Source organism: Phenylobacterium sp., assembly GCF_030697305.1.
Taxonomy (GTDB): Bacteria; Pseudomonadota; Alphaproteobacteria; order Caulobacterales; family Caulobacteraceae; genus Phenylobacterium.
This window is the reverse complement of the sequence record NZ_JAUYQL010000036.1, coordinates 21,506-34,400: the sequence shown is the minus strand read 5'-3', so window position 1 is coordinate 34,400 and position 12,895 is coordinate 21,506. Positions and strand designations below refer to the sequence as shown.

The window sequence follows — 12,895 nt, the reverse complement described above, 5'->3', positions numbered from 1 at the left end:
GGCCGGCCGTGACCACGGCGCCGCGCCCGGTCCCGGCGCTGGTCAGCAGTCCGCTGCTGCCGACTTTGCTGAAACTCGCCGCGCCTGCGGCCTTCTCGCAGGTCGCGGCGGCCGCCGTTTCGGTCGCCGAGACCGTGTACATCGGACGGCTCGGGACCGTAGCGCTGGCGGCCGTGGCGGTCGTGTTTCCCTTCGTCATCCTGGTCGGCATGCTGTCGGCGGGCGCCATGGGCGGTGGCGTCGCGTCGGCCATCAGCCGCGCGCTGGGCGCAGGCGATCGGGAACGGGCCGGCCGTCTGGCGATACACGCCCTGATCATCGGCCTGGCCGGCGGCATCTTCTATACGGTGGCGATGATCGGCTTCGGCCCGGCCGCCTTCTCCTTCCTGGGAGCGCGCGGCGTGGTGCTGGAGCAAGCGCTGGCCTACTCCCACCTGCTGTTCGCCGGGGCGATCTCGATCTGGGTGGCCAACATCCTCGCCTCGGTCCTGCGCGGCTCGGGCGACGTCAAGACGGCCTCTATGGTGCTGATGGGCGTCAGCCTCGCCCAGATCGTCATCGGCGGGGTCCTGGGCCTCGGCGTCGGCCCCGCCCCGCGGCTGGGCATGCCGGGCGTCGCCTCCGGCTCGCTGATCGCCTACAGCGCCGGCGCGCTGTTCCTGCTGTGGCGGGTGATGGGTCCTGGCGCGCGCCTGCCGATCCGGTTCAAGGGCTTTCGTCCTCATCGCGGCCTGTTCGCCGACATCCTGAAGGTCGGTGGCGTCGCCTGCATGTCGTCGGTGCAGTCGGTGGCGACGGTGCTGATCTTCACCCGCATCGTCGGCCACTTCGGCCCCGAGGCCCTGGCCGGATACGGCGTCGGCGCGAGGCTTGAGTTCCTGCTTACGCCACTGGCCTTCGCCGTCGGCGTCGCGGCGATCCCGATGGTCGGCATGGCCATCGGCGCCGGCCAGATTGCGCGCGCGCGCCGCGTCGCCTGGACCGCCGGCGCGCTCGCCGGCGCCGCCTCGGGTCTGATCGGCACTGTGATCGCGCTGAAGCCCTCGCTATGGACCCACCTGTTCACCAGCGATCCAGGCGTTCGCGCCGCGGCCGCGGTCTATCTGCACTGGGCGGGGCCGGCGTTCCTGTTCCTGGGCCTGGCCATGGCGCTGTACTTCGCGGCCCAGGGCGCGGCGAAGATCGTCGGCCCGGTGTTGGCCCAAACCGCCCGACTCGTGGCGGTGCTTGGCGGCGGTCTGTGGCTCGCGCACACCCAGGCGCCGGTGTGGCAATTGTTCGCGCTCGTGGCGTTCTCGCTGGCGGTCTACGGACTGTCGATGGCGGGCGTCATCTATTTCACCCGCTGGGGACCGAAGCCGGCGCGTCCCTGACCCTGCCGCCGCCTGTGGCGCGCAAAGCGCACTCACCGAGAACTCGTGCGGCTCGACCAGGTCATTTCGGCCCGGATTCACCCAATTATGGTTCCGATAAGGTCTCCATGAGACCTATGGCTCGCCGCTACGTTGCGTTTTCCGCTCGGAACACGCGCGTGACCGGCCTCGGTGGCGTCGGCTGATCGTCTCCGGGAAGCGACTCCAGGCGACATGATGAAAGCACCGATGAACAGTTTGCTCCGCACGACCCTGCTCGGGTCGGCCGCCGCCGCCGCCTTCGCGGCCCCGAACCTCGCCGCAGCCCAGACCGCAGACGCGCCGCAGGGCGAGACCGCCGTATCGGAGATCGTGGTCACCGGTTCGCGGATCCGCCGCGACAGCTTCGAGGGCCCGGCGCCGATCGCGGTGATCACCGGCGAGCAGATGCGCATTTCCGGCTACACGCTGCTCAGCGACGCACTGCTGGACCTGCCGACGCTCAACGCCAACTTGAACGGCCAGAACTCGGCCGGCACTTCGTTCCTCGCTGGCCAGACACGGGCCGACATCCGCGGCCTCGGCGCCCAGCGCACCCTGGTGCTGCGCGACGGTCGCCGGCTGGTGAACAACGACGCCTCCGATCCTGCGGTGGATCTCAGCCAGATTCCGACCCTGTTGATCGACCGCGTCGAGATCGCCGCGGGCGGCGCCTCGGCGGTCTATGGCTCGGAAGCCATCGCCGGCGTCGTCAACATCATCATGAAGAAGCGCTTCGAAGGCTTCGAGGCCGACGTCGACGCGGGCGTGCGCCAGGAAGGCGATGGCCAGGAGTTCCGCATCGGCGGCCTCTACGGCGCCAGGCTGCTGAACGACCGCTTGAGCGTGATGGTCGCCGCCGAGGTCGGCCGTATCGAGCCGATCCTGCAGCGCGACCGCAGCGAGCTCTACCCCGGCCTGCGCCGCGACAACGGCAATCCGCAGGGCGTCGTCGGCGCATCGAAGGCCAACATCAGCCCGCTGGGGGTGTTCCAGATTCGCCAGGGCGCGGTCAATGTGGCCTACGCCCGCGACGTCAATGATCCGACGCGCCTGGTGCAGCTCAGCGCAGCGTGCTCGACCGTCGTGGTGTCGCCGACTTGCCAGGATCCGGCGCTGATCTACCAGAGCCAGTACGCGGCGCTGCAGAGCAAGTCGCTGCGCGGCATCATCGACACGCACATCGAATATGCGATCGACGATACGACCAACCTGTTCGTCGAAGCGAGCTACGCCCGCAGCCGCGGCTACGCGACCCAGTCGCCGGCGTTCGTCAGCCCGCAGGCGACGGCCGAGACGGTCATCCCGATCTTCGCCAACAACCCGTTCCTCGCCGTCGGCCCGATCGGACCGCAGCTCCGCGCCGCGTTCCTCGCTTCAGGCGCCGCCGCGAACTCGCCGATCCTGATCGGCAAGTATTTCGACGACTTCGGCGGGCGCGACACCCGCGCCGACCGCGAGACGACCCGCGGCGTCATCGGCATGAACGGCGCGCTGGAGATCGCCGATCGCGACGTCCACTGGGACTGGTACGCGCAGTACGGCCGCACCAGCGCCGAGACCACACACTACAATGTCCCAAACCTGCTGCGCATCACCCAGGCGGTCGACCCGGTGCTGGTGGCGGGGCAGATCGTCTGTCGAGACGTCGCGGCGCGCGCCGCCGGCTGCGTGCCCTACGACCTGATCAACGGCGGTTCGCGCGAAGCCGCGCTGTGGGTCAACGCCAACGCCTACACGCAACAGCGCATCGAGCAGTCGCTGGTGGCGGCCAACATCACCACCACCCTGTTCGAGTTGCCCGCCGGCCCGCTGGCGATCGCCGCCGGCGCCGAATACCGCAAGGAAGAGAGCGCCTTCGGCCAGGATGCTCTGAGCGCTTCGGGCGCGCTGTTCTTCAACGCCACCGGCGTGCGCGCCGGCCAGTACGACGTGCGCGAAGGCTACGCCGAGTTGCGCATTCCGGTTCTGAAAGACCTGCCGTTCGCCTATGACCTGAGCTTCGAGGCAGCGGGCCGCGTCGCCGATTATTCTACCGTCGGCCAGACCGACCAGTACCGCCTGGTGGCCAACTGGGCGCCCGTGCAAGACCTGCGCTTCCGCGCCAGCCAAGGCACCGCGGTGCGCGCGCCCAACATCGTCGAACTGTACGCGCCGCAGAGCACCAGCTTCGCCGCGGCCAACGCCCCCGTCCAGGATCCCTGCGACCGCGTGAACTTCGCCTCGACCACGGCCGCCCAGCAAGCCGCGCGCCGCATCACCTGCGCGGCCGCGATCCCCGGCTATAACCCGGCGACCTTCGTCTCCAACATCGGGGCCGGTCGGCCGGCCGCGCGCCTGCTCGTCGGCGGCAACCCGAACCTCGGGGCGGAAACCGCCAACACTTACCAAGCCGGCTTGGTGATCAAGCCGCGCTGGACGCCGAACCTGTCGATCTCTCTCGACTGGTTCAAATACAACATCGAAGACCAGATCGGCACGGTGCCTACCGCCTCGCTGCTGCAAACCCTGTGCTACGACTCGAGCGCGGCCTATGCGACCAACCCGTTCTGCGCCCAGGTGACCCGCAACGCCGCCGGCGGCGTGGTTCAGATCAACCAGACCCGCCAGAACATCGCCAAGGTGAAGCTGGAAGGCTGGGACGGCGCCATCGCCTATTCCATGCTGCCGGGCGACCTGTTTGGCGGCGCCGACTACGGTTCGCTGGCGTTCAAGCTGGACGCCACATGGACCTACCGTGCGGCTCAGCAGAACATCCCGAATGTCGCCTACACCCAGCTCGCCAACTCGATCAACGGCGGCCTGCCGGAATGGCGCGCCACGGCGCGGGCGGACTGGAGAATGGGCGCGCTCAGCGTCGGCTGGACCGGCCATTACATCGGCTCGATGATCGCCAGCACCCAATTCACCCAGACCCAGCTCAATCCGTACTACACCGGCGACTACTACAGCCACGACGTGCGCGCTCAGTACCGCCTCACCGACGGCGTCGTGGTCCGCGGCGGGATCAACAACGTGGCCGACGAATATCCGCCGTCGCTGCCCGAGACCTACACCGGCACGGGACAGGGCGCGTCGATCTACGACAACGGCGGCCGTTACTTCTACCTGGGCGCTTCGTTCAAGTACTGAGATTTCGCGCACCGCCTCCGGGCGGTGCGCGCAGGATCGGCCTGGAGTGTCCCGACGCTCAGCCCGGGAACGATTTTCCGGTCATCTTCTCGCTGACGCTCCACAGCCGATCGGCCAGGGCCGGGTCGACCGCCCAGGGCCGCACGCCTCCCGGCGTCTGCTTGTCGGCGGGAACGCCCTCGGCGATGTCGCCGTTCTCGCAATAGACGCCGCCGTGGCCCTCCAGCATCGGCGAGGTCGCCGCCCACACCGTAGTCGCCGCCCCTTGCGGAATGGTCTTGGTCGCGCCCAGCGCGCCGGCGGTCTGCGACATCTCCTCGCTCGACAGGAAATGGAACAGGTTGGTGTCGTGGATGATGCCCGGGTGCACGGCGAAGGCGCGCACGCCGTCCTTCTGGCCACGCTGGTCAAGGCCCACTGAGAACAGCGCATTGGCGCTTTTGGCCTGACCGTACGCCTTGAACTTCTCGTATTCGGTGGTCTCGAAGTTGATGTCGTCGAACAGCACCGGACTGCGGCGGTGGGCGCCCGACGACAACGTCACCACCCGCGCGCCGTTCGCGCGCTTCAGCGCCGGCCAGAGGCCCGCGGTGAGCTGGAAATGCCCCAGGTGGTTGGTCGCGAACTGCATCTCGTAGCCGCGCGCGTCGCGGGCCAGCGGACAGGCCATGACGCCGGCGTTGTTGATCAGGATGTGCACCGGCGTCCCTGTCGCCTCGACGCGCGCAACGAAGGCGTCGATCGAGGCCGGATCGGCAAGGTCGAGTTGTTCGATCTGCACGTTCTTCACACCGGCGAGCGCAGCCTTGGCCCGCTCCGGCGAGCGTACGGCGGCGATGATCTTCGCCCCAGCCTGGGCCAGAACGCGCGCGGTCTCCGTCCCCAGTCCGGAAGAGGCGCCGGTGACCACCACAGTCTTGCCGGTCAGGTCCGCCGCGCCAAGCGCCTGATCGGCCGTGCTGTCGCGATCCAGGCCGGAGCCCAAAGGCCTCTGCTGCGTGGTCATGTCTCACTCCCTGACAGATTTTGTTGTTTGCGCGCCTGAGCGCGTCGCCCGACCAGCGGCCGGATGCCTCGCCTGATCCTAGGTGGGTTCACGACGCTGCATCAAGCACGCCGGTCGCAGCGTGCTAGCGAAGGCCCGTACGTCCGATGGCGTAGAAGCGATCGGCGCGCCGCTTGCGCAGTTCGTCGGGATTGAAGCCGGCCAGCGCCTTCAGCTCGTCTTCCACCGCGTCGCCCACCGCTTGGATCGTAGCGTCCGGGTCGGAGTGGGCGCCGCCCGGAGGCTCGGGGATCACCCGATCGACGATCTTCATCGCCAGCAGATCCTGGGCGGTGATCTTCATCGCCTTGGCGGCGTCCTCGGCGGTGCGCGCGCCGCGCCACAGGATCGAGTTCGCGCCTTCCGGCGGGATCACCGAATAGATGGCGTGCTCCAGGATCAGCACGCGGCTGCCGCAGGCGATGCCCAGCGCGCCGCCTGATCCGCCCTCCCCGGTCACCACCGCGATCATCGGCACACCCAGCATCAGGCTGCGCTCGGTGGACCGGGCGATGGCTTCGGCGACGCCGCGCTCCTCGCTGACGATGCCGGGATAGGCCGCCTGGGTGTCGACGAAGCTGATCACCGGCAGGTTGAACCGCTCGGCCATGTCCATCAACCGGACCGCCTTGCGGAAGCCCTCAGGGCGCGCCGAGCCCCAGTTGTGTTTGACCCGGGTGACGGTGTCGCGGCCCTTCTCGTGGCCGATAACCACCACGCCCTGGCCGCGAAAGCGCCCCAGCCCGCCCATGATCGCCTGGTCGTCGGCGAACTTGCGGTCGCCGCGCAGCTCGACGAACTCGTCGATAAGGCCGGCGACGTAGTCGACGAAGTGCGGTCGCTCGGGATGGCGGGCGACCTGGGTCTTCTGCCAGGCGTCCAGCTTACCATAGGCGTCGCGCCGCATCTCGTGCAGGCGCGCGCGCAGCGCCTCGATCTCGGCGTCGAACGCGGCCGGCCCGGCGGATTCCGAGAGCTTCGACAGTTCCTCGATCTTGGCTTCGAGATCAGCGATAGGGCGCTCGAACTCGAGGTAATGCGTCGCCATTCAGGGAATCTTTTCCAGCCGTTCGCGGAACGGCCGGAAATTAGGCGGGAAGGCCTTGCGTCACAAGTCCGTCGAAAATCCACCGCTCCATGTCCTTGCAACCTTAGCCATAAGCATGCGTTTGGGTTTCGGGACAACGCGGGCTGAACAGAAGCGCCCGCGGCTGAGGAAATGGAGCCAAAGATGCATACCACCCTGAAGCTCGGCCTGGCTGGAGCGCTGGCGATCGCCACCGCCATGCCTGCCGTCGCTCAGCCGTACGGCGCGTATCGCCCGACGGAGCAATACCAACGCGACCTGCGCAGCTATGATGCTGACCGCCGCGACTACGAGGCCTCGCGCGCCGAGTATGACCGCCGCCGCGAGGACTATGAACGCGCGCGCGCCGATTATGACCGTCGATACGGCTACGGGTCCTACGCCCGCGCCTATGGTCCGGCGCCGGTGTGGAGCGACGACGGCTATCGGGACGGCGAGCGCGCGTATAACGATCCGCGCTACAACGACCAGCGCTACAATGACCCGTGCCGGCAGCGCTCGAACAACAATGCGGTGGCCGGCGGCCTGATCGGCGCGATCGCCGGCGCCGCGCTGGGCTCGAACGTGGCCGCCCGCAACGCCCGCACCGAGGGCGCGGTCCTGGGCGCCGTGGTCGGCGGCGCGCTGGGCGCCAACATCGGCAAGAGCACCGCCAAGTGCGACGAGACGGGCTACTACTTCAGCTACGACGAGACCATCCCCTACCGCGAAAGCCGTTGGGACCGCGATCGGCGCTATCGCAGCGGCCGCTATGACACCGCCTACTACAATCGCCAGCGCTGTCGTCTGGCGCCGGCCCCGGTCGAGTGGAACAACGGCGCCAGCGAGTACCGCTACGTGCGTGTCTGTCCGGATGGCGCAGGGCGCTATCGCATCACCGGCTAATCCGGAGCAAACCTGATCACGGCCAAGAGCCCTTCTCCTTTGCGGGAGGAGGGCTTTTGTCTGTCAGGGCTTCTTGCCCAGGGGATGCTTGGTGCGCACGACCTCCGCCAAGCGCTCCCCGGCGACGTGGGTGTAGATCTGGGTTGTGGCGATGTCCGCGTGACCCAGCAGGGTCTGCAGCACGCGCAGGTCCGCGCCGCCTTCCAGCAGGTGGGTGGCGAAGGCGTGGCGCAGCACGTGCGGACTGACCCGCGCCGGATCGACGCCAGCGGTGCGGGCCGCCTCGTCCAGCAATTGCGCGAAGCGCCGCGGCGTCAGACGTCTCGCCTTGCCGCGTGACGGAAATAGCCACGGGTTGGCGGCGTCTCCTTTCGGCAGGAACTGGGGTCGCACCGCAAGGTAAGCCTTGATGGCGGTGCGCGCCGTGGCGTTCAGGGGCGCCAGGCGTTCCTTGCCGCCTTTGCCCACGACCATCAGATAGGCCGGATCGCGGGCCAGGGCCGCCAGCGTCAGGGCGGTCAGTTCAGACACCCGCAGGCCCGATGCGTACAGCAGCTCCACCATGCAGCCGAGCCTAAGCCCTTGAGCCCCGTCGATGGATGCAGCGGCGGCGATCAGCGCGTCGACCTCCGCGCGGCTCAGCGTCTTGGGCAACGGGCGGCCCTGCTTGGGAGCATCCACCCGCCGCGAGGGATCGTCGGTGCGCCAACCTTCGCCGAGCGCAAAACGATAGAACTGGCGCAGCGACGCACGCCGCCGCGCCGCCGTGGACGCCGCCAGCCCGCGCGCGCCGAGAAACGAGAAATAGGCTTCGATGTCCGCCGCCTGGGCGCTGGCCAGATCGAGGCCTCGGGCGTGCAGGAAGCCCTGGGCGTCGGCCAGGTCCTTGGCGTAGGCGGTGAGCGTGTTGCGGGCCGCCGCCCGCTCGACGGCCATCATCTCCAGGAACGCTTCGGTCCAGCCCGAGCCGTCGCTCATCGCAGCGCCAGCAGACCCTCGAGGGCGAAGGCGCGGGCGTCGGCCTCCAGGCCCGCGGCGCGGAGCGCGCGCACGATGCGCACGCGATCGCCCAGCGCCGGGCCGGCCGCGCCGGCGTCCGCCGCGGTCCACAACGCCAGCATGGCGCTCTCGCCCAGCAGCTTCTGTTCGCCGGCGAGTTCGAGGGCCAGGGCGCGTGCCGCGGGCGCCTTGGACTCTCCCGCCGTGAAGGCCGCGAGCTCGCCCCGCGAGTCAGGACCCAGAGGCGATCCGAGCGCGGCCAGCAGCAAGGCCGCGGACTGCGCCCTCACTCGCGCCTTGGCCTCGCCCATGCCGCCGCGCTCGACCAGCCGGTCGAGGGTCGGGCCGTCAGCGGCGCCAGTAGCCGCGGCGATCGCCGCGTCGAGGATCGCCAGGTCGACGGGGCCGGTGTTGGGGATCTGGTCCTGGACCATAGCGGCGCGCATGGCCTGGGCGCGCGCGAGGTCGCCGGCGCCCAGCGCCGCCAGGGCCGCGCCGACGTCGCTGACGCCCGGATCCATCGGCCAGAACGCCGCGCCAGGCGTCGCGGTGGAGAGCGCCGAGGCTATCGCGGGCGACGCCTTTGCAGCGGCCAGGTCCAGGCCAAGGCTGCGCGACAGGGCGTAGTCGAGGCCATTGCGAAGGCTGGCCTGGCCGGGGTCGCCGGCCCCGGCGAGCTTGGCGCCCATCAGTCGGCCGTAGACCGCGTCGCGCGCCTGGGTCTGGGCGAGCTCGAAGGTGAGCTGCGCCGCGCCCGCCTGCCCCGCCAGCGCCTGGCAGAAGGCGCGCAGGCGCAGCCAGTAGGCTTCGTCCCGGCCGACGTTCAGCGCGTCGGCGACGGCGCAGGCGCGCGTGTTGTCGCCGCTGAGCAAGGCCGCTTCGGCGGCGGCCTGGGACAGCGCCGGATCGCGTTCGACTCCGGCCGTGCGAGCAAGGATCGCCGAGCCGGCCTGAAGGTCGCCCGCCGCGATCAGGGCGTTGGCGCGCAGGCCCGCCATCGTGCGATCCTGGCCGGCGCCCTGCGGGCCGTTGGCGCCGGTCGCCAGCACCCGCCGAGCGAGCGCCGCCGAGGCTGGCGACAGGGGCTTGGTTGCGATCAACGGCAGCACGGCGCCCAGGGTGCGGGCCGAGGCGCCGCGCCACAGGTCGGCCGGCAGCCCGGTGTCGCGCCCCCCGGTGGAGAACAGGTCGGGCGCGGCCAGCGGCGCGACCTCCACACCCTGCGCATGCGCCGTTCCGGCAAGGATCGAGACCGTCGCGAGACCGGCCAGAAGCGAATTGCGGATCATGGGCGCCAGCATAACCTGATGCGGGAAGTTGGCGCGAGCCCGGCCGCTCGTGTATGGCTGCCCTGTTCATGGACCGCTACTCACCGCTGCGCACTCGCACCATCGCCCTGGTGGGCCTGATGGGCGTTGGCAAGACCAGTGTCGGCCGCCGCTTGGCGACGGTGCTGGAACTGCCATTCCGCGACGCCGACGTCGAGGTTGAGGCCGCGGCCGGCCGCTCCATCCCCGAGATCTTCGCCGACCTGGGCGAACCGGCGTTCCGCGAGGGCGAGCGTCGCGTGATCTCACGGCTGCTGGACGAACCGCCGCACATCCTGGCCACCGGCGGCGGGGCCTTCGTCAGCGACGAGACCCGCGCCCTGATCAAGGCCAATGCGGTGTCGGTGTGGCTCAAGGCGGACCTGGACGTGCTGGCTAGACGCCTGGCGCGCAAGGACAACCGCCCTCTGCTCGCCGGGCGCGATCCGAAAGAGGTGCTGCAGCAGCAGGCGGAGGCTCGTTACCGCTATTACGGCGAGGCCGACGTCACGGTCGAGACCAGCGACGCCGCCCATCAGGTCAGCGTCGACCAGGTGATCGAAGCCGTGTCCGCCTACATCGAAAGCCAGCCGAAATGATCCGCAGCGTCGCCGTGGGACTGGGCGAGCGGTCCTACGAGGTGGTCATCGGGCCTGGCCTGTTGGATCAGGCCGGCGAGCGGATCGCGCCGTTCGCGCGCCGTCGTCGGGTCGCCATCGTCACCGACGAGACGGTCTGGGGCCTGCACGGGGCGCAACTCACCGCCAGTCTGGAGGCCGCCGGCCTCGCCTGTCCGGTCATCGCGCTGCCGCCGGGCGAGCAGACCAAGAGCTTCGAATGGCTGGCCGAACTCAGCGACCGGCTACTGGCGCTGGCGCTGGACCGCGGCGACCTGGTGGTGGCGTTCGGCGGCGGCGTGGTCGGCGACCTCGCGGGGTTCGCGGCCGCCGTCTACAAGCGCGGCATAGACTTCGTGCAGATCCCGACGACCCTGTTGGCCCAGGTGGACTCTTCAGTCGGCGGCAAGACCGCCATCGACACGCCGCGCGGGAAGAACCTGGTCGGCGCTTTCCATCAACCTCGCCTGGTGCTGGCCGATCTGGATGTGCTGGCCACCCTGCCCGAGCGGCAGATGCGCGCCGGTTACGCCGAGGTGGTCAAATACGGTCTGCTGGGCGACTTCGACTTCTTCCAATGGCTGGAAGCCAATGCGCCCGCCGTGTTGGCGCGCGAGCCGCAGGCGCTGGCCCACGCCGTCGCCCGCTCGGTCGAGATGAAGGCCGAGATCGTCGCCGAGGACGAAACCGAACAGGGCCGCCGCGCCCTGCTCAACCTGGGCCACACCTTCGGCCATGCGCTGGAAGCCGAGACCGGCTTCGGCGAGGCGTTGCTGCATGGCGAATCGGTGGCCGCCGGCCAGGCGCTGGCGTTTCGCTTCTCCGCCGCACAGGGGCTCTGCACGACGCAGGACGCCCACCGCGCCGAGGCGGCGATCCGCGCCGCCGGCCTGCCGACGTCCATGGCAGACACGCGCGCCCAGCCCTACGCCGTCGAACGGCTGCTGGAGCACATGGCCCAGGACAAGAAGGCCGAGGGCGGCGCACTGACCTTCATCCTCGCCCGAGGACTGGGCCAGGCGTTCGTCGCCCGTAACGTGGACGTGAACGCCGTCCGTGAATTCCTGAAGGCCGAGGGAGCCGAAACGTGACCGCCATCCTGGCGCTGGCCCCGATCGTCTTCGGGCTCCTCGCGATTTCGGCCCTGTTCTCCGCCGCTGAAACGGCCCTGACCGGGGCCAGCCGTTCGCGGATGCACCAGCTCGATCGCGAGGGCGACCGCCCGGCGCGGCGGGTCAACCGATTGCTCTCCGACCAGGAGACGATGATCGGCGCGGTGCTGTTGGGCAACAACCTGATCAACATCCTGGCCTCGGCCCTGACCACTCAGGTGGTCACCGCGGCGATCCCCGGCGGACTGGGCGTCGCCGCGGCCACCGCGCTGATGACCGTTTTGGTGCTGGTGTTCGCCGAGGTGCTTCCGAAGACCCTGGCGATCCTGCGTTCGGACGATGTGGCCCGCGCGCTGTCCGGCCCGACCCTGGTTGTCGTCAAGCTGTTCGGCCCGATCATCTATGCGATCCAGTGGATCGTGCGGCGGACCCTGCGGCTGTTCGGCGTGCGTCTGACCATGGAGGTCGACGTGCTGGCGGCGCACGAGGAGATCCGCGGCGCGGTCGAATACCACCACTCCGAGGGCCTGGTGGAGAGCCGTGACCGGCACATGCTGGGCGGCGTGCTGGACCTGTCGGAGATGGATGTCGGCCAGGTGATGGTCCACCGCACGGCGATCGCTATGGTCGACGCCGACCTGCCGCCGCGTGAGTTGGTCGCCGCCGTGCTCGACAGCGGCCACACACGCGTGCCGCTTTATCGTGACGACGCGGAGAACATCATCGGCGTGGTGCACGCCAAGGACCTGCTGCAGGCGATCTCGCAGGCCGATGGCCGCATCGAGGCGTTGGACGTGCCGACGATCGTGCGTGCGCCCTGGTTCATTCCCGAGACCACCAACCTCAAGGACCAGCTCAGTGCTTTCCTGCGCCGCCACACCCACTTCGCCCTGGTGGTGGACGAATACGGCGGACTGCAGGGGCTGATCACGCTTGAGGACATCCTCGAGGAGATCGTCGGCGAGATCGAGGACGAGCATGACGTCACCGTGCGTGGCGTGCGCCCACAGCCCGACGGCTGGGTGCTGGTCGATGGAGCGGTGCCGATCCGCGACCTCAACCGGGCGATGAACTGGGACCTGCCTGACGAGGAGGCGGTGACCATCGCCGGCCTGCTGATCCATGAAGCCCAGACGATCCCGCAGATCGGCGAGGCCTTCGATTTCCATGGGCGCCGCTTCGAAGTGCTGGGCCGCAAGGGCAACCAGGTCACCTCGCTGCGGATCTCGCCGCCAGGGTCGGAGGGGGAGGACTGACGCGAAGGGAACCATTTCCGATCGTCGCCGTTCTGGCCGGTTGGCGAAGGCTGTCGGGGCGGCG

General features: G+C 69.4%; 10 protein-coding genes. 6 read left to right on the top strand and 4 right to left on the bottom strand.

Annotated elements, in window-relative coordinates:
• Window positions 1–8: 8 nt before the first annotated feature.
• Both Q8R27_RS04030 and Q8R27_RS04025 read left to right on the top strand, forming a co-directional pair.
• A complete protein-coding gene (locus tag Q8R27_RS04030) occupies window positions 9–1,373 on the top strand; it encodes an MATE family efflux transporter (protein WP_305697793.1) in 1,365 nt (454 codons plus the stop codon).
• 228 nt (window positions 1,374–1,601) lie between these two features.
• Entirely contained in the window at window positions 1,602–4,523 is a 2,922-nt protein-coding gene (locus Q8R27_RS04025) for a TonB-dependent siderophore receptor (RefSeq protein WP_305697792.1), read from the top strand.
• A gap of 58 nt (window positions 4,524–4,581) precedes the next feature.
• Here the strand turns inward: Q8R27_RS04025 and Q8R27_RS04020 are convergent, their stop codons facing one another.
• Together Q8R27_RS04020 and Q8R27_RS04015 are read right to left on the bottom strand one after the other, a co-directional pair.
• The gene (locus tag Q8R27_RS04020) at window positions 4,582–5,529 is read right to left on the bottom strand and encodes an SDR family NAD(P)-dependent oxidoreductase (protein WP_305697791.1); all 948 of its coding nucleotides are present in this window, start codon (window positions 5,527–5,529) and stop codon (window positions 4,582–4,584) included.
• Window positions 5,530–5,653: 124 nt separating this feature from the next.
• Window positions 5,654–6,616: an acetyl-CoA carboxylase carboxyltransferase subunit alpha gene (locus Q8R27_RS04015; protein WP_305697790.1), complete on the bottom strand. Its 963-nt coding sequence runs from the start codon at window positions 6,614–6,616 to the stop codon at window positions 5,654–5,656.
• Between the two features lie 183 nt (window positions 6,617–6,799).
• On the opposite strand from Q8R27_RS04015, the gene Q8R27_RS04010 reads away from it, so the two are divergent.
• Complete coding sequence (locus Q8R27_RS04010) at window positions 6,800–7,540, top strand: glycine zipper 2TM domain-containing protein (RefSeq protein WP_305697789.1); 741 nt, start codon at window positions 6,800–6,802, stop codon at window positions 7,538–7,540.
• 63 nt (window positions 7,541–7,603) lie between these two features.
• On the opposite strand, the gene Q8R27_RS04005 is transcribed toward Q8R27_RS04010, so the two are convergent.
• A complete protein-coding gene (locus Q8R27_RS04005) occupies window positions 7,604–8,518 on the bottom strand; it encodes a site-specific tyrosine recombinase XerD (protein ID WP_305697788.1) in 915 nt (304 codons plus the stop codon).
• Complete coding sequence (locus Q8R27_RS04000) at window positions 8,515–9,828, bottom strand: hypothetical protein (protein WP_305697787.1); 1,314 nt, start codon at window positions 9,826–9,828, stop codon at window positions 8,515–8,517. Before Q8R27_RS04000 ends, Q8R27_RS04005 begins: the two co-directional genes overlap by 4 nt.
• Window positions 9,829–9,881: 53 nt before the next feature.
• Here Q8R27_RS04000 and Q8R27_RS03995 point away from each other — a divergent pair, with 53 nt between their 5' ends.
• From Q8R27_RS03995 to Q8R27_RS03985, 3 genes are read left to right on the top strand one after another with little or no spacing between them, the layout of a single operon-like run.
• Window positions 9,882–10,445 (top strand): shikimate kinase, encoded by a 564-nt coding sequence (locus tag Q8R27_RS03995; protein ID WP_305697786.1) that lies wholly within the window; start codon window positions 9,882–9,884, stop codon window positions 10,443–10,445.
• Complete coding sequence (gene aroB, locus Q8R27_RS03990; protein WP_305697785.1) at window positions 10,442–11,554, top strand: 3-dehydroquinate synthase; 1,113 nt, start codon at window positions 10,442–10,444, stop codon at window positions 11,552–11,554. Before Q8R27_RS03995 ends, aroB begins: the two co-directional genes overlap by 4 nt.
• On the top strand, window positions 11,551–12,831 hold the full coding sequence (locus tag Q8R27_RS03985) for an HlyC/CorC family transporter (protein ID WP_305697784.1): 1,281 nt from the start codon (window positions 11,551–11,553) through the stop codon (window positions 12,829–12,831). Before aroB ends, Q8R27_RS03985 begins: the two co-directional genes overlap by 4 nt.
• Window positions 12,832–12,895 lie beyond the last annotated feature (64 nt).